Genomic DNA, 15527 nt, shown 5'->3' on the forward strand with positions numbered 1-15527 from the left:
GGGGAACCATGAACACTTCTATCAGTACCGCCTACAACTACAAGGTGGTCCGCCAATTCGCCATTATGACGGTGGTGTGGGGCATCGTCGGCATGGGGCTCGGGGTTTTTCTCGCGGCCCAATTGGTCTGGCCCGAACTCAACTTCAATTTGCCGTGGACCAGTTTCGGCCGGTTGCGCCCGTTGCACACCAACGCGGTGATCTTCGCGTTCGGCGGTTGCGCCCTGTTCGCCAGTTCGTTCTATTCGGTGCAACGCACCTGCCAGACACAGCTGTTTGCGCCGAAAATCGCCGCGTTCTGCTTCTGGGGCTGGCAACTGGTGATCCTGTTGGCGGCGATCAGCCTGCCGCTGGGTTACACCAGTTCCAAGGAATACGCCGAGCTGGAATGGCCGATCGACATTCTGATCACCATCGTCTGGGTCGCCTACGCCATCGTGTTCTTCGGCACGCTGGCCAAGCGCAAGACCAAACACATCTACGTCGGCAACTGGTTCTTCGGTGCGTTCATCATCACCGTGGCGATTCTGCATATCGTCAACAACCTTGAGTTGCCGGTGAGTTTCACCAAGTCCTACTCGGTGTATTCCGGTGCGACCGACGCCATGGTCCAGTGGTGGTACGGCCACAACGCGGTGGGCTTTTTCCTCACCGCCGGTTTCCTCGGGATGATGTATTACTTCGTGCCGAAACAGGCCGAGCGCCCGGTGTATTCCTATCGCCTGTCGATCGTGCACTTCTGGGCGCTGATCACCCTGTACATCTGGGCCGGCCCGCACCACTTGCACTACACCGCACTGCCGGACTGGGCACAGTCGCTGGGCATGGTGATGTCGCTGATCCTGCTGGCGCCAAGCTGGGGCGGCATGATCAACGGCATGATGACCCTCTCGGGCGCCTGGCATAAGTTGCGCAGCGACCCGATCCTGCGCTTCCTCGTGGTGTCGCTGGCGTTCTACGGCATGTCGACCTTCGAAGGGCCGATGATGGCGATCAAGACGGTTAACGCCCTCTCCCACTACACCGACTGGACCATCGGCCACGTTCACGCCGGAGCACTCGGCTGGGTGGCGATGATTTCCATCGGCGCGCTGTACCACATGATCCCGAAAATCTTCGGTCGCGAGCAGATGCACAGCATCGGCCTGATCAACGCGCACTTCTGGCTCGCCACCATCGGCACCGTGCTCTACATCGCCTCGATGTGGGTCAACGGCATCGCCCAGGGCCTGATGTGGCGCGCAGTCAACGAAGACGGCACGCTGACCTACTCCTTCGTCGAAACCCTGGTGGCCAGCCACCCAGGCTTCGTCGTGCGACTGGTGGGCGGTGCGATCTTTCTCAGCGGCATGTTCCTGATGGCTTACAACACCTGGCGCACCGTACGGGCCTCGCAGCCTGCCGACGTCGCCGCTGCCGCGCAGATGGCTTGAGGAGTCCGCCATGAAACACGAAACAATCGAGAAAAACGTCGGCCTGTTGCTGTTGTTGATGGTGCTGGCCGTGAGCATCGGCGGCCTGACCCAGATCGTCCCGCTGTTCTTTCAGGACGTGACCAACAAACCGGTGGAAGGCATGAAGCCCTACACCGCCCTGCAACTGGAAGGTCGCGACATTTACATCCGCGAAGGTTGCGTGGGTTGTCACTCGCAGATGATCCGCCCGTTCCGGGCCGAGACCGAACGCTACGGCCACTACTCGGTCGCCGGCGAAAGCGTCTGGGATCACCCGTTCCTCTGGGGCTCGAAACGTACCGGGCCGGACCTGGCGCGGGTCGGCGGTCGCTACTCGGAAGACTGGCACCGCGCGCACTTGTACAACCCGCGCAACGTGGTGCCGGAATCGAAAATGCCTGCCTATCCATGGCTGGTGGCCAATCAGCTCGACAGCAGCCACACCGAAACCAAGATTCGCGCCATGCGCACCTTGGGCGTGCCGTACACCGACGATGACATCGCCGGGGCCACCGCTTCGCTCAAGGGCAAGACCGAAATGGACGCCTTGGTCGCTTACCTGCAAGTGCTCGGCACTGCCATCAAGAGCAAGAGGTGAGCCATGGTCGTTGAAATGAGCAGTGGAATGATTCGAGGCTTAGGCACGGTCGTGGTGTTTGTGGCCTTCGTCGGCCTGACGCTGTGGGTGTTCAACAGCAAGCGCAACCCGGAATTCGCCGAAGCGCGCCTGTTGCCGTTCGCCGACGAACCGAAACCCGATGACGCCACCCAAGAACCTGAAACAAGGAGTACCCGGCCATGACCACCTTCTGGAGTACGTGGATCTGCGTACTGACTATCGGCAGCCTGATCGGCCTGACCTGGTTGCTGATCGGCACCCGCAAGGGCGAAACCAAGGGCAGCGTCGACCAGACCATGGGCCACAGCTTCGACGGCATCGAGGAGTACGACAACCCGCTGCCGCAGTGGTGGTTCATGCTGTTCGCCGGCACGCTGGTGTTTGCCGTCGGTTATTTGATTCTTTACCCGGGCCTGGGCAACTGGAAAGGCATTCTGCCGGGCTATGAAAACGGCTGGACTGGCGTGCACGAATGGGAAAAGGAGATGGACAAGGCCGACGCGAAGTTCGGGCCGATCTTCGCCAAATTCGCTGCGATGCCCGTGGAAGAAGTGGCCAAGGACCCGCAAGCGCTGAAGATGGGCGGGCGCCTGTTTGCGTCCAATTGCTCGGTCTGCCACGGCTCGGACGCCAAGGGTGCATTTGGTTTCCCGAACCTGACGGACAGCGATTGGCGCTGGGGTGGTATGGCCGACACGATCAAAACCACGATCATGGGCGGGCGCATGGCCGCGATGCCGGCCTGGGGTGAAATCCTCGGTGAGACCGGCGTGAAGAATGTCGCCGCTTATGTGCGTCACGACCTCGCCGGCCTGCCGTTGCCTGCCGACAGCGGCGCCGACCTGCAAGCCGGACAGCAACTGTTCAGTACCACCTGCGTCGCCTGTCATGGGGCAAAAGGCCAGGGCACAGAAGCCATGGGCGCGCCGAATCTGACGCACCCGGCCGGTTTTATTTACGGTACAAGCCTGGCGCAGCTGCAACAGACCATTCGCCATGGCCGCCAGGGCCATATGCCGGCGCAGAACGAATTGCTCGGCAACGATAAGGTGCAACTGCTCGCGGCTTATGTTTATAGCCTTTCGAAAGGTGATGAGCAGTTGAGCGGCAAGGTTCAAGCTATAAGCGTCAAGTAAAGACAAAAGCAAAGGCTGCAAGCGACGAGATCTTCTTGAAGCTTGCAGCTTGAAGCTTGCAACTGCTTCTTTGCGACCCATTGTCGCACCCTCCCCACGCTCTTTCTTTCGGTTCACCAGATTCGGGTCTAAGCTTGCTCGGTGCGGACTGGCATGAGCCGGTTCCAGGTCGTTTTTAGCCGATGTGTTCGACGATTCTGCTCAATGGCAAGCCGCAAAGGCTGGTAGATACCGGCTGTCGCGCCAATTGCCGTCGGTCACCCGATCGTTGCGTTTGAACACACCCCGTTACATCTGACCGGACCCCCTTCTCATTTTCGTCCGCTGCGACATTTTGCCCTTGGGTGATTTTGTCCTTACGCGGCGCATGGAAAGGCCGCAGAATCAGCTTTTGAAAGCATTGACCCAGGTCATGGCGCGTTGCAATGACCCCCTGCTTTCTCCATACTTGCGGCCGATTTTTACTCCTAATAAAACACCCAAACCGTGGAACCTTAGAATGAGCACAGCAATCAGTCCGACTGCTTATAACTATAAGGTAGTCCGCCAGTTCGCCATCATGACGGTGGTCTGGGGGATCCTTGGCATGGGGCTCGGTGTCTTCATCGCCTCACAGCTTGTATGGCCGGAATTGAACTTCGGTCTGCCGTGGACGACTTTTGGACGCTTACGCCCGTTGCACACCAACCTGGTGATTTTCGCCTTCGGTGGTTGTGCACTGTTTGCCACTTCTTATTACGTCGTGCAGCGAACCTGCCAAACGCGACTGATTTCCGACAGCCTCGCGGCCTTCCACTTCTGGGGATGGCAAGCGGTGATCGTCGGAGCCGGCATTACATTGCCGCTGGGCTACACCACGACCAAGGAATACGCGGAACTGGAATGGCCGCTGGCAATTTTGCTGGCTATTGTCTGGATCGTTTACGCACTGGTGTTCTTTGGCACCATCGTCAAGCGCAAGACCAAGCACATCTATGTCGGTAACTGGTTCTACGGCGCGTTCATTGTCGTGACCGCGATGCTGCACATCGTCAACCACATGTCGCTGCCGGTCAGCCTGTTCAAGTCTTACTCCGCTTACTCGGGTGCGACTGACGCGATGATCCAGTGGTGGTACGGCCACAACGCCGTAGGTTTCTTCCTGACCACCGGCTTCCTGGGGATGATGTACTACTTCGTTCCGAAGCAGGCCGAGCGTCCGATCTACTCCTATCGCCTGTCGATCGTGCACTTCTGGGCGTTGATCACCCTGTACATCTGGGCCGGTCCGCACCACCTGCACTACACCGCGCTGCCGGACTGGGCTCAGTCCCTGGGCATGGCGATGTCGATCATCCTGCTGGCTCCGAGCTGGGGCGGCATGATCAACGGCATGATGACCCTCTCGGGCGCCTGGCATAAGCTGCGCACCGACCCGATCCTGCGCTTCCTGGTCGTGTCGCTGGCGTTCTACGGCATGTCGACCTTCGAAGGCCCGATGATGGCCATCAAGACCGTCAACTCGCTGTCTCACTACACCGACTGGACCATCGGCCACGTACACGCCGGTGCCTTGGGCTGGGTAGCGATGATCTCGATCGGCGCGATCTACCACATGATCCCGAAACTGTTCGGTCGTGCGCAGATGCACAGCGTCGGCCTGATCAACACGCACTTCTGGCTCGCGACCATCGGTACCGTTCTGTACATCGCTTCGATGTGGGTCAACGGCATTACCCAGGGTCTGATGTGGCGCGCAATCAACGACGACGGCACCCTCACCTACTCGTTCGTCGAAGCGCTGCAAGCCAGCCATCCTGGTTTCATCGTTCGCGCCCTGGGCGGTGCGTTCTTCGCCAGCGGCATGCTGTTCATGGCCTACAACGTATGGCGTACCGTACGTGCCTCGAACCCGGCTGAAGCCAAAGCTGCTGAACAGATTGCTGTAGTTGGAGCTCACTGATGAAGCATGAAGCAGTCGAGAAGAACATTGGCCTGCTGGCCTTCTTCATGGTTATCGCCGTCAGCATCGGCGGCCTGACCCAGATCGTTCCGCTGTTTTTCCAGGACGTTACCAACAAGCCGGTCGAAGGCATGAAGCCTCGCCCTGCGCTTGAACTGGAAGGCCGCGACATTTACATCGCCAACGGCTGTGTCGGCTGCCACTCGCAGATGATCCGTCCGTTCCGCGCCGAAACCGAACGTTACGGCCACTACTCGGTTGCCGGTGAAAGCGTCTGGGACCACCCGTTCCTGTGGGGTTCCAAGCGTACCGGTCCGGACCTGGCCCGTGTCGGCGGTCGTTACTCCGATGACTGGCAGCGTGCGCACTTGTACAACCCGCGCAACGTAGTGCCTGAGTCGAAAATGCCGGCCTACCCGTTCCTCGTGGAAAACAAGCTCGACGGCAAAGACACCGCCAAGAAAATGGAAGTCTTGCGCACGCTCGGCGTCCCTTACACCGACGAAGACATCGCCGGCGCCAAGGATGCTGTGAAGGGCAAAACCGAAATGGACGCGCTGGTGGCCTATCTGCAAGGCCTGGGCACCATCATCAAAAGCAAACGGTGATTTAGATGGATATCGGGATGATTCGTGGCCTGGGCACCGTTGTTGTGATGGTGGCCTTTATCGGTCTGGCGTTGTGGGTGTTCAGCCCCAAGCGCAAGTCGGAGTTTGAAGACGCGACCTTGCTGCCTTTCGCGGATGATCCCGAAGCCATCAAGCACGTCGAGCAAGCTTCTAGGAGTAACAAAGAATGACTACGTTCTGGAGTCTGTACGTCACAGTCCTCAGTCTCGGCACCATCTTCGCCCTGACCTGGCTGCTGCTGTCCACCCGCAAGGGCCAGCGCGCCGAGCAGACGGAAGAAACGGTTGGCCACTCCTTCGACGGGATCGAGGAGTACGACAACCCACTGCCAAAATGGTGGTTCATGCTGTTCGTGGGCACCATCATTTTTGCCTTGGGTTACCTGGTGCTGTACCCGGGCCTGGGCAACTGGAAAGGCCTGCTGCCGGGTTACAACTACCTCGATAACGAGAAGCAGACTGCGTTCGCCAACGGCCAGACCGGCTGGACCGGCGTTCACGAGTGGGAAAAGGAAATGGCCAAGTCGGACGCCAAGTTCGGTCCGATCTTCGCCAAGTTCGCCTCCATGCCAATCGAAGAAGTCGCCAAAGACCCGCAAGCCCTGAAGATGGGTGGCCGCCTGTTCGCCTCCAACTGCTCGGTCTGCCACGGTTCCGACGCCAAAGGCGCTTACGGCTTCCCTAACCTGACCGACGCCGACTGGCGCTGGGGCGGCGAGCCTGCCACCATCAAGACCACCATCATGGGCGGCCGTCACGCCGTCATGCCGGCGTGGGCTGACGTAATCGGCGAGCAAGGCGTTTCCGATGTCGCTGCCTTTGTCCTGACCAACCTCGATGGCCGCAAACTGCCGGAAGGCACCAAGGCTGACCCGGTTGCCGGCCAGAAGTTGTTCGCCGCCAACTGCGTGGCTTGCCACGGTCCGGAAGGTAAAGGTACGCCAGCAATGGGCGCCCCTAACCTGACCCACCCGGCCGCGTTCATCTACGGTTCGAGCTTCGCTCAACTGCAGCAGACCATCCGTTACGGCCGTCAGGGCCAGATGCCTGCGCAAGAGCAGCTGCAAGGCAACGACAAGGTTCACTTGCTGGCCGCTTACGTCTACAGCCTGTCTCACGGCGAGAAGGCTCCGGCGGCAGACGCTCAGTAAGACACACGCTTGAAGCAACAAAAAAAGGCCCCGCCAATGTGAATTGGCGGGGCCTTTTTCGTTATGGGCCGGTAGCGAAAGTTTACCTGACCGCAACCGTGGCCACGAAGGTGCGACTCGGCCAGTGATTCCCTTTGACAAGGTCAACGGTCATCGATTTCCGGTCTTGCGAAAAGCTGGCAATCAAGTACGTCTGCTGTGACGCCGCGCCGCTCAGGAATAAGGGCACATCGCCAAAGTAGTATCCACCCTGAAATCCTCCGGCGTCCTCGTGTAGATGACCAGCGAAGACTGCAGTGACCTTATTGTCCGCGATTATCTTGCGGAACCTGGTGACCTGCTCCGAATCGCCTTTCCAGTAACCTGGTTTATGCATATTTAGAAGGATGATCTGACCTTTGGCACGGGCCGTCTTCAAATCCTGCTCCAACCAATCCAGTGAGTCCGTGATCTCGAAGGTCGTCGGGTTCAAGGGATGGGAAATTCGATCCGAGTACGTCGGCTCGTTGTTCAACTGAACAAAATGCACATCCCCAACATCTCTGGACCAGGCGAGACTTCCGGAATACAGCTTATTAAAGAAAGGACCACTGATTTTTAAATCGAAACTCCCCACTTTATCGCGATGATGTTCCTCGAAGTCGGTAATGCTGCCCGCAGCACAACTCGCGGAAAAACAATCGAGATTTTCATAATCATGATTACCCAGCCCGTAGACAAAATCGCTACCGAAATACTTCTTCTGCACCGAGCGAATATAGGAGCGCTGCCAGCCGTGACCATACGCCGTAATATCACCGTTGATCATGACAGGAACTTCCATCCACGGACGACTCTTCCTGAAATGAGCAATATCGGAATACTGGCTTTCGATCAACGTTCGGGATCGGGCCTGCTGTTCAGAATCCGATTCTTCTACGCCAGCATCTGTTTTATCTGTCCAGGGGTATTGCGGATCAGAAGTAAACACCGCAAATTCCGGATTTATAATGCTCGGCACATACGCCGCATAACTGGCTATTGAAGCCATCATGAGGCCGACAATAAAGCCACTCTTTGTTAACAACTTCATAGAATTCCATTTCCATCAAAACCAAATAAGAACGGCGACTCTTCGCCGAAAACAAACTTATGCCAAAACCCTCAAAAACAAAACACGCAACGCCCCCTCTAATTAATTAATAGTATTTCACTCACTGAAATTTCCAACACTATTAAAGGCCGGTATTTATCGTCAAACAGCGAACCGGGTGCCAGACAATCAAAGGCAAAAGGCTTGCCCCTTCACCGACCCCAAGCATGAAATCTGCAACTGAACGAGCCCTGCCCCCCAAAATTCGTCCATACTTCACAAGTCAATTGATCTGCATCACGTTTTGTTACATCTGCTACACCATTCAGGTTTTTTTCCCAACGCGACCAAAGGTCGCACCCTTGTGCTAGAGCTTCAGGCGTATCATTGCGCCACTGCACCACCCCTTTTGACCGCGGTCGGCATGTACTGACCGAGGCATTTTTCCACTGCCGTGGGATGCAATGATGAGCAACCAGATTCCGGTACACGACGTCACTCCACCCAACAAGAACGCGAACAACAGCGTCGACCTCTACGCCTCTCGAGAAAAGATCTACACCCGCGCCTTCACGGGTTTGTTCCGTAACCTGCGGATGATGGGCGGCGCCTTTTTGTTTCTGTTGTATTTCGGCACGGTGTGGCTGAACTGGGGCGGCCACCAAGCTGTCTGGTGGAACCTGCCGGAGCGTAAATTCTTTATTTTTGGCGCAACCTTCTGGCCTCAGGACTTCATCCTGCTGTCGGGGATTTTGATCATCAGTGCCTTCGGCCTGTTCTTCATTACGGTCTACGCCGGTCGCGTGTGGTGCGGTTACACCTGCCCGCAGAGCGTCTGGACATGGATCTTCATGTGGTGCGAAAAGGTCACCGAAGGCGACCGCAACCAGCGCATCAAGCTCGACAAAGCGCCGATGAGCGCCAACAAATTCCTGCGCAAGCTCAGCAAACATTCGATGTGGCTGCTGATCGGGTTTGTCACCGGCCTGACCTTCGTCGGTTACTTCTCGCCGATCCGTGAGCTGGTATTCGACTTCTTCACCGGCGAAGCGGATGGCTGGTCGTATTTCTGGGTCGGTTTCTTCACCCTCGCCACCTACGGCAACGCCGGCTGGTTGCGCGAGCAGGTGTGCATTTACATGTGCCCGTACGCGCGCTTCCAAAGCGTGATGTTCGACAAAGACACGCTGATCGTTTCCTACGATCCACGCCGCGGTGAGTCCCGTGGCCCGCGCAAGAAAGGCATCGACTACAAGGCTCAAGGCCTGGGCGATTGCATCGACTGCACCATGTGCGTACAGGTTTGCCCGACTGGCATCGACATCCGCGATGGCCTGCAAATCGAGTGCATCGGCTGTGCCGCCTGTATCGACGCCTGCGACGCCATCATGGACAAGATGGATTACCCGCGCGGCCTGATCAGCTACACCACCGAGCACAACCTGTCCGGGCAAAAAACCCATAAACTGCGCCCGCGCCTGATCGGCTATGCCGTGGTGCTGCTGGCGATGATCTCGTTGTTGATCACCGCGTTCTTCATGCGCTCGCTGGTCGGTTTCGACGTCAGCAAAGACCGCGTGCTGTACCGCGAGAACGCCGAGGGCCGGATCGAAAACGTCTACAGCCTGAAGATCATGAACAAGGATCAGCGCGACCACACCTACGTGCTGGAAGCCACCGGCCTGCCGGACCTCAAGCTGCAAGGCAAGCGCGAGATCAAAGTCGCCGCCGGGGAAATTTTCAGCCAGCCAGTGGAGCTGTCCAGTGCACCGGAACAACTGCCATCGAGCACCAACGAGGTGAAATTCATCCTCAAGGATGCCGATGACGACAGCGTTCATGTTGAAGCCAAGAGCCGATTCATCGGCCCCCAAATTCGTTGAGAGAAGTGATCATGCCCGCAGCAACTGCCGCAAGTCCCTGGTACAAGCACCTTTGGCCGTGGATCATCATCGGGATTCTGGCCTGCTCGGTGACCCTGACCTTGTCCATGGTGACCATCGCGGTGAACAACCCGGACAACCTGGTGAACGACAACTACTACGAAGCCGGCAAAGGCATCAACCGCTCCCTCGACCGTGAACTGTTGGCCCAGACCCTGCTGTTACGGGCCAGCGTGCATCTGGATGGCGTGACCGGCGAAGTCGACCTGCACCTGAGCGGCAACAGCCAACCGAAAACCCTTGAACTGAACCTGATCTCGCCGACGCAACCGGAGAAGGATCGCAAGATCACCCTCGCCCACAGCGACACGGAACAGGGCCGCTACATCGGTCAACTGAGCGACAAGGTCGAAGGCCGTCGCTTTGTAGAACTGCTGGGGGTCGAAGGCGACAAGACCTGGCGCCTGTTCGAAGAAGAACAGGTCAGCCATGACAAGGACCTGCTGCTGGGCGATGAGCCGCTGCAAGGCGCGGAAGACCTGAAAAAGTAAGCCCGACTCTGATCGTTCCCACGCTCTGCGTGGGAACGATCATCGGACAACCCCCTGTGAAAACCGAATGACCACTCCAACCCCCTGCTACCACTGCGCCCTGCCCGTCCCGGCTGGCAGCCGCTTCACCGCGGCGGTCCTGGGTGAAACCCGCGAGTTCTGCTGCCCGGGTTGCCAGGCCGTGGCCGAGGCGATTGTGGCGGGCGGATTGGAAAGCTATTACCAGCATCGCAGCGAGTCATCGGCCAACCCCGAAGCCTTGCCGGTGCAGTTGGTGGACGAACTGGCGCTGTACGACCGCGCCGACGTGCAAGCGCCGTTCGTGCGCCACGACGGCGACCTCGCCGAAACCACCCTGTTGATGGAAGGCATCAGCTGCGCCGCGTGCGGCTGGCTGATCGAGAAACACCTGCGCGGCTTGCCGGCGGTGGCCGAAGCGCGCCTCAACCTGTCCAACCATCGCTTGCACGTACGCTGGGCCGATGCGCAATTACCGTTGAGCAAGGTGCTCAGTGAGTTGCGCCATATCGGTTACGCCGCCCACCCCTATCAAGCCGACCGCGCCAGTGAACAACTGGCCAGTGAGAACCGTCTGGCCTTGCGCCAACTCGGCGTGGCCGGCCTGCTGTGGTTCCAGGCGATGATGGCGACGATGGCCACCTGGCCGGAATTCAACATCGACCTCAGCCCCGAACTGCACACCATTCTGCGTTGGGTCGCGCTGTTCCTGACCACGCCAATCGTGTTCTACAGCTGTGCGCCGTTCTTCAAAGGCGCGATGCGCGACCTGCGCACCCGCCACCTGACCATGGACGTGTCGGTGTCGCTGGCGATTGGCAGCGCCTACCTCGCCGGGATCTGGACTTCGATCAGCGGCGTTGGTGAGCTGTATTTCGATGCAGTCGGCATGTTTGCGCTGTTCCTGCTGGCCGGTCGTTATCTGGAACGCCGCGCCCGAGAACGTACCGCTGCGGCCACTGCCCAATTGGTCAACCTGCTGCCCGCTTCATGCCTGCGCCTGAGCGCGGATGGCCAGAGCGAGCGAATCCTGCTCAGCGAATTGCGCGTCGACGATCAGGTGCTGGTCCATCCGGGGGCCATTCTGCCGGCAGACGGCAAGATCCTCGACGGTCAGTCGAGCATCGATGAATCGTTGCTGACCGGTGAATACTTGCCGCAACCGCGAATGCCAGGCGATGCAGTCACCGCCGGCACGTTGAACGTTGAAGGCGCGCTGACCGTGCAAGTGTTGGCCCTGGGCCAGGACACACGACTGTCCGCCATTGTCCGCCTGTTGGATCGCGCGCAAGCCGAAAAGCCGCGCCTGGCGGAAATCGCCGACCGCGCCGCGCAGTGGTTTTTGCTGCTATCGCTGATCGCCGCTGCCGCCATTGGCCTGTTGTGGTGGGAACTCGATTCATCCCGGGCCTTCTGGATTGTGCTGGCCATGCTCGTCGCCACTTGTCCGTGTGCCTTGTCCCTCGCGACGCCCACCGCGCTGACCGCCGCCACCGGTACGCTGCACAAACTCGGCCTGCTGTTGACGCGCGGCCATGTGTTGGAAGGTCTGAACCAGATCGACACGGTGATCTTCGACAAGACCGGGACCCTGACTGAAGGGCGCCTCGCCTTACGTTCAATCCGCCCGCTGGCCGCACTCGACAGTGACCAATGCCTGAGCCTGGCGGCCGCGCTGGAAAACCGCTCCGAACACCCGATCGCCCGCGCCTTCGGCCGCGCGCCACTGGCCGCCGAAGAAGTCCACAGCACACCGGGGCTGGGGCTTGAAGGCCTGGTCGGCGTACAACGCCTGCGCATTGGCCAGCCAGGTTTTGTCTGCGAACTCAGTGGCGCTGCCGCACCTTCGATGCCCGATGAAGCGGGCCAATGGCTGCTGCTCGGCGACAGTCAGGGCCCTCTGGCGTGGTTTGTCCTCGACGACCGGTTGCGCGCAGATGCCCCTGCATTGCTGCAAGCCTGCAAGGCGCGGGGATGGCGCACATTGCTGCTGTCCGGAGACAGCTCGCCGATGGTCGCCAGCGTTGCCGCCGAGTTGGGAATCGACGAGGCGCGTGGCGGTTTGCGTCCCGACGACAAATTGCAAGTCCTGCAACAACTGCACAAGGAAGGCCGCAAGGTGTTGATGCTCGGAGACGGGGTCAACGACGTGCCGGTACTGGCCGCGGCCGACATCAGCGTGGCGATGGGCTCGGCCACGGATCTGGCGAAAACCAGTGCCGATGCCGTGTTACTGTCCAACCGTCTCGACGCACTGGTGCAAGCCTTCAGTCTGGCCCGGCGAACCCGTCGGGTAATCATCGAGAACCTGCTGTGGGCCGGGCTGTACAATGGCCTCATGTTGCCGTTCGCTGCCCTCGGCTGGATCACTCCGGTGTGGGCTGCCGTCGGCATGTCGATCAGTTCGTTGACCGTGGTGCTCAATGCCCTGCGCCTGACTCGCTTGCCGAGCTCGCCAGCCACCCGCGCCACGCCAGAAACCCGCCCGCTGCCGGCCTGAGCCGCGCGGGCATGGAGTCCACCCATGCCAGCTCTTTACGTGATGATTCCGGCCGCGCTGCTGATCGTGGCCATCGCCGTCTACATCTTCTTCTGGGCGGTGGACAGCGGTCAGTACGATGACCTCGACGGCCCGGCCCACAGCATTCTGTTCGACGACCAGGACCCGGCCCACAAAGCTGCGGTCGATGAAGCCAGCGGCCATCCGGCCAAACCCGACGACAAGGCGCCGCCTCATGCTTGAATTGGCGCCACTGCTGGTGTCTGCGGTGATTCTCGGCTTGCTCGGGGGCGGCCATTGCCTGGGTATGTGCGGCGGCTTGATGGGCGCGTTGACCCTGGCGATTCCCAAGGAACAACGCAGCCGACGCTTCCGCTTGCTGCTGGCCTACAACCTGGGCCGCATCCTCAGCTACGCCACCGCCGGCCTCTTGATCGGCCTGGCCGGCTGGGCCGTGGCCAACAGCCCGGCAGCGATGTTTATGCGGGTCATCGCCGGTCTGCTGCTGATCGCCATGGGGCTGTACCTCGCCGGTTGGTGGAGCGGCCTGACCCGCATCGAAAGCCTGGGTCGCGGCCTGTGGCGGCATATCCAGCCGATTGCCAACAAACTGCTGCCCGTGTCGAGCCTGCCCCGCGCCTTGCTGCTGGGCGCGCTCTGGGGCTGGCTACCGTGCGGGTTGGTTTACAGCACTTTGCTGTGGTCGGCGAGTCAGGGGAATGCGCTGGACAGCGCTTTGTTGATGCTCGCGTTCGGCCTGGGCACCTGGCCGGTGTTGCTGGCCACAGGCCTGGCGGCTGAGCGGGTGACGGCGCTGTTGCGTAAACGCAGCGTGCGCATGGCCGGTGGTCTGCTGGTGATGCTGTTCGGCCTCTGGACCTTGCCGGGGCCGCATCAGCATTGGTTGATGGGTCACTAGTCCGCCCTGTAGCAGCTGCCGCAGGCTGCGTTCGAGGACGAAGTCCTCGCCTATACAAAGCATGCAAATCCCCTGAGAGCCCGAGGTGAAAGGTTTACGACTGCTTAGCAGCCGGACGCAGCCTTCGGCAGCTGCTACACGTCCGTGCTCACCGTTGATGCAAATCAAGATGCCCCAACGCCTCCCCCCCTAGACTCGCCCACACTGCAAGCCTATCCGGGGGAATGCCCGCATGATGCTCGACGCCATTCGTTGGGACACCGATCTGATCCGCCGTTATGACCTGGCGGGACCGCGCTACACCTCTTACCCGACGGCTGTGCAATTCCACAGTCAAGTCGGCTCGTTCGACCTGCTTCACGCACTGCGCGACAGCCGCAAGGCCCTGCGCCCGTTGTCGCTGTACGTGCATGTGCCGTTCTGCGCGAACATTTGCTACTACTGCGCCTGCAACAAAGTCATCACCAAGGATCGCGGCCGCGCCCTGCCCTACTTGCAGCGTCTTGAGCAGGAAATCCAGCTGATCGCCTGTCACCTCGACCCGGCGCAGAAGGTCGAACAACTGCACTTCGGCGGCGGCACCCCGACGTTCCTCAGCCACGATGAACTGCGCCAGTTAATGGCTCAACTGCGCAAGAGCTTCAACTTGCTGGACGATGATTCCGGCGACTACGGCATCGAAATCGATCCTCGCGAAGCCGACTGGTCAACCATGGGCCTGTTGCGCGAGCTGGGGTTCAATCGTGTCAGCATTGGTTTGCAAGACCTCGACCCGGCCGTGCAACGGGCGGTCAATCGCCTCCAAAGCCTGGAAGAAACCCGCGCGGTGATCGATGCCGCCCGGACCCTGCAATTTCGCTCGATCAACATCGACCTGATTTACGGCTTGCCCCGGCAGACGCCCGAAAACTTCGCCCGCACGGTGGATGAAGTGATCAACCTGCAACCGGATCGGCTCTCGGTGTTCAACTACGCGCACCTGCCCGAACGCTTCATGCCGCAGCGACGCATCAACAGCGACGAGCTGCCGACACCGGCGCAGAAGCTGGAAATGCTCCAGCGCACCATCGAGCAACTGACCACGGCCGGTTACCGCTACATCGGCATGGACCACTTCGCCCTGCCCGACGACGAACTGGCGATCGCCCAGGAGGAATCAACCCTGCAGCGCAATTTTCAGGGCTACACCACCCACGGCCATTGCGATTTGATCGGTTTGGGGGTGTCAGCCATCAGCCAGATCGGTGATCTGTACTGCCAGAACACCAGCGACCTGGCTCAATACCAGAACACCCTGGCCACGGGTCAACTGGCCACCAGCCGTGGCCTGGTGTGCAACGCCGATGATCGGCTGCGGCGGGCGGTGATACAGCAACTGATCTGCAGGTTCAGCCTGGAATTCGTCGAGATCGAGCAAGCGTTCAACATCGACTTTCGCGGTTACTTCGGCCAATTGTGGCCGCAGTTGCTGACCATGGCCGATGACGGCTTGATCAGCCTCGACAACGAACGAATCACTGTACTGCCGGCCGGTCGTTTGCTGGTGCGCTCGGTGTGCATGGTGTTCGATGCTTATCTTCAGCAACTCAACCACCAACGATTTTCCCGGGTGATCTAATTCTTCATCGCCATGGAGGCGGATTTCAGCGTTTAC

At 59.6% G+C, this 15527-nt stretch carries 15 protein-coding genes; 14 read left to right on the forward strand and 1 reads right to left on the reverse strand.

Going from position 1 to position 15527, the window contains the following annotated elements; all coding sequences use genetic code 11:
• Nucleotides 1-8: 8 nt before the first annotated feature.
• From ccoN (D882_RS0102145) to ccoP (D882_RS0102180), 8 genes are all read left to right on the forward strand, one after another.
• Nucleotides 9-1433: a cytochrome-c oxidase, cbb3-type subunit I gene (gene ccoN / locus D882_RS0102145; protein ID WP_027921704.1), complete on the forward strand. Its 1425-nt coding sequence runs from the start codon at nucleotides 9-11 to the stop codon at nucleotides 1431-1433.
• Between the two features lie 10 nt (nucleotides 1434-1443).
• Nucleotides 1444-2052, forward strand: a complete 609-nt coding sequence (gene ccoO / locus D882_RS0102150) for a cytochrome-c oxidase, cbb3-type subunit II (RefSeq protein WP_027921705.1) — start codon at nucleotides 1444-1446, stop codon at nucleotides 2050-2052.
• A gap of 3 nt (nucleotides 2053-2055) precedes the next feature.
• Nucleotides 2056-2256, forward strand: coding sequence for a cbb3-type cytochrome c oxidase subunit 3 (locus D882_RS0102155; RefSeq protein ID WP_027921706.1), 201 nt, complete (start codon nucleotides 2056-2058; stop codon nucleotides 2254-2256).
• Entirely contained in the window at nucleotides 2253-3209 is a 957-nt protein-coding gene (ccoP, locus tag D882_RS0102160) for a cytochrome-c oxidase, cbb3-type subunit III (RefSeq protein ID WP_027921707.1), read from the forward strand. The genes D882_RS0102155 and ccoP (D882_RS0102160) overlap by 4 nt, the downstream gene beginning before the upstream one ends.
• 499 nt (nucleotides 3210-3708) lie before the next feature.
• Nucleotides 3709-5151, forward strand: coding sequence for a cytochrome-c oxidase, cbb3-type subunit I (gene ccoN / locus D882_RS0102165; protein ID WP_027921708.1), 1443 nt, complete (start codon nucleotides 3709-3711; stop codon nucleotides 5149-5151).
• A complete protein-coding gene (gene ccoO / locus D882_RS0102170) occupies nucleotides 5151-5759 on the forward strand; it encodes a cytochrome-c oxidase, cbb3-type subunit II (protein WP_027921709.1) in 609 nt (202 codons plus the stop codon). Before ccoN (D882_RS0102165) ends, ccoO (D882_RS0102170) begins: the two co-directional genes overlap by 1 nt.
• Nucleotides 5760-5764: 5 nt before the next feature.
• On the forward strand, nucleotides 5765-5950 hold the full coding sequence (locus D882_RS0102175) for a CcoQ/FixQ family Cbb3-type cytochrome c oxidase assembly chaperone (RefSeq protein ID WP_003175465.1): 186 nt from the start codon (nucleotides 5765-5767) through the stop codon (nucleotides 5948-5950).
• Nucleotides 5947-6930: a cytochrome-c oxidase, cbb3-type subunit III gene (ccoP, locus tag D882_RS0102180; protein WP_027921710.1), complete on the forward strand. Its 984-nt coding sequence runs from the start codon at nucleotides 5947-5949 to the stop codon at nucleotides 6928-6930. Before D882_RS0102175 ends, ccoP (D882_RS0102180) begins: the two co-directional genes overlap by 4 nt.
• A gap of 82 nt (nucleotides 6931-7012) precedes the next feature.
• Here the strand turns inward: ccoP (D882_RS0102180) and D882_RS0102185 are convergent, their stop codons facing one another.
• A complete protein-coding gene (locus tag D882_RS0102185; RefSeq protein WP_027921711.1) occupies nucleotides 7013-8002 on the reverse strand; it encodes a metallophosphoesterase in 990 nt (329 codons plus the stop codon).
• Nucleotides 8003-8469: 467 nt separating this feature from the next.
• On the opposite strand from D882_RS0102185, the gene ccoG reads away from it, so the two are divergent.
• The 6 genes from ccoG (at nucleotide 8470) to hemN (ending at nucleotide 15491) form a co-directional block, all read left to right on the forward strand.
• Nucleotides 8470-9885 (forward strand): cytochrome c oxidase accessory protein CcoG, encoded by a 1416-nt coding sequence (ccoG, locus tag D882_RS0102190; RefSeq protein ID WP_027921712.1) that lies wholly within the window; start codon nucleotides 8470-8472, stop codon nucleotides 9883-9885.
• Nucleotides 9886-9896: 11 nt separating this feature from the next.
• A complete protein-coding gene (locus D882_RS0102195) occupies nucleotides 9897-10436 on the forward strand; it encodes a FixH family protein (protein WP_027921713.1) in 540 nt (179 codons plus the stop codon).
• 67 nt (nucleotides 10437-10503) lie between these two features.
• Entirely contained in the window at nucleotides 10504-12954 is a 2451-nt protein-coding gene (locus D882_RS0102200; RefSeq protein WP_027921714.1) for a heavy metal translocating P-type ATPase, read from the forward strand.
• A 24-nt stretch (nucleotides 12955-12978) separates the two neighbouring features.
• Nucleotides 12979-13197, forward strand: coding sequence for a cbb3-type cytochrome oxidase assembly protein CcoS (ccoS, locus tag D882_RS0102205; protein WP_027921715.1), 219 nt, complete (start codon nucleotides 12979-12981; stop codon nucleotides 13195-13197).
• Nucleotides 13190-13873, forward strand: a complete 684-nt coding sequence (locus tag D882_RS0102210; protein WP_027921716.1) for a sulfite exporter TauE/SafE family protein — start codon at nucleotides 13190-13192, stop codon at nucleotides 13871-13873. Before ccoS ends, D882_RS0102210 begins: the two co-directional genes overlap by 8 nt.
• A gap of 235 nt (nucleotides 13874-14108) precedes the next feature.
• Nucleotides 14109-15491 carry an oxygen-independent coproporphyrinogen III oxidase gene (gene hemN / locus D882_RS0102215; protein WP_027921717.1) on the forward strand — a complete coding sequence of 461 codons (1383 nt, stop codon included), beginning with the start codon at nucleotides 14109-14111 and terminating at the stop codon, nucleotides 15489-15491.
• Nucleotides 15492-15527: the final 36 nt, after the last annotated feature.

The sequence above is a fragment of the Pseudomonas sp. URMO17WK12:I12 genome, assembly GCF_000514395.1.
In the GTDB taxonomy this organism is placed as follows: domain Bacteria; phylum Pseudomonadota; class Gammaproteobacteria; order Pseudomonadales; family Pseudomonadaceae; genus Aquipseudomonas; species Aquipseudomonas mucoides.

Bases quoted from the DNA above. Each gene is read 5' to 3' on its own strand.
- ccoN (WP_027921704.1), top strand. From the start codon at position 9: ATGAACACTTCTATCAGTACCGCCTACAACTACAAGGTGGTCCGCCAA.
- ccoO (WP_027921705.1), top strand. From the start codon at position 1,444: ATGAAACACGAAACAATCGAGAAAAACGTCGGCCTGTTGCTGTTGTTG.
- D882_RS0102155 (WP_027921706.1), top strand. From the start codon at position 2,056: ATGGTCGTTGAAATGAGCAGTGGAATGATTCGAGGCTTAGGCACGGTC.
- ccoP (WP_027921707.1), top strand. From the start codon at position 2,253: ATGACCACCTTCTGGAGTACGTGGATCTGCGTACTGACTATCGGCAGC.
- ccoN (WP_027921708.1), top strand. From the start codon at position 3,709: ATGAGCACAGCAATCAGTCCGACTGCTTATAACTATAAGGTAGTCCGC.
- ccoO (WP_027921709.1), top strand. From the start codon at position 5,151: ATGAAGCATGAAGCAGTCGAGAAGAACATTGGCCTGCTGGCCTTCTTC.
- D882_RS0102175 (WP_003175465.1), top strand. From the start codon at position 5,765: ATGGATATCGGGATGATTCGTGGCCTGGGCACCGTTGTTGTGATGGTG.
- ccoP (WP_027921710.1), top strand. From the start codon at position 5,947: ATGACTACGTTCTGGAGTCTGTACGTCACAGTCCTCAGTCTCGGCACC.
- D882_RS0102185 (WP_027921711.1), bottom strand. From the start codon at position 8,002: ATGAAGTTGTTAACAAAGAGTGGCTTTATTGTCGGCCTCATGATGGCT.
- ccoG (WP_027921712.1), top strand. From the start codon at position 8,470: ATGAGCAACCAGATTCCGGTACACGACGTCACTCCACCCAACAAGAAC.
- D882_RS0102195 (WP_027921713.1), top strand. From the start codon at position 9,897: ATGCCCGCAGCAACTGCCGCAAGTCCCTGGTACAAGCACCTTTGGCCG.
- D882_RS0102200 (WP_027921714.1), top strand. From the start codon at position 10,504: ATGACCACTCCAACCCCCTGCTACCACTGCGCCCTGCCCGTCCCGGCT.
- ccoS (WP_027921715.1), top strand. From the start codon at position 12,979: ATGCCAGCTCTTTACGTGATGATTCCGGCCGCGCTGCTGATCGTGGCC.
- D882_RS0102210 (WP_027921716.1), top strand. From the start codon at position 13,190: ATGCTTGAATTGGCGCCACTGCTGGTGTCTGCGGTGATTCTCGGCTTG.
- hemN (WP_027921717.1), top strand. From the start codon at position 14,109: ATGCTCGACGCCATTCGTTGGGACACCGATCTGATCCGCCGTTATGAC.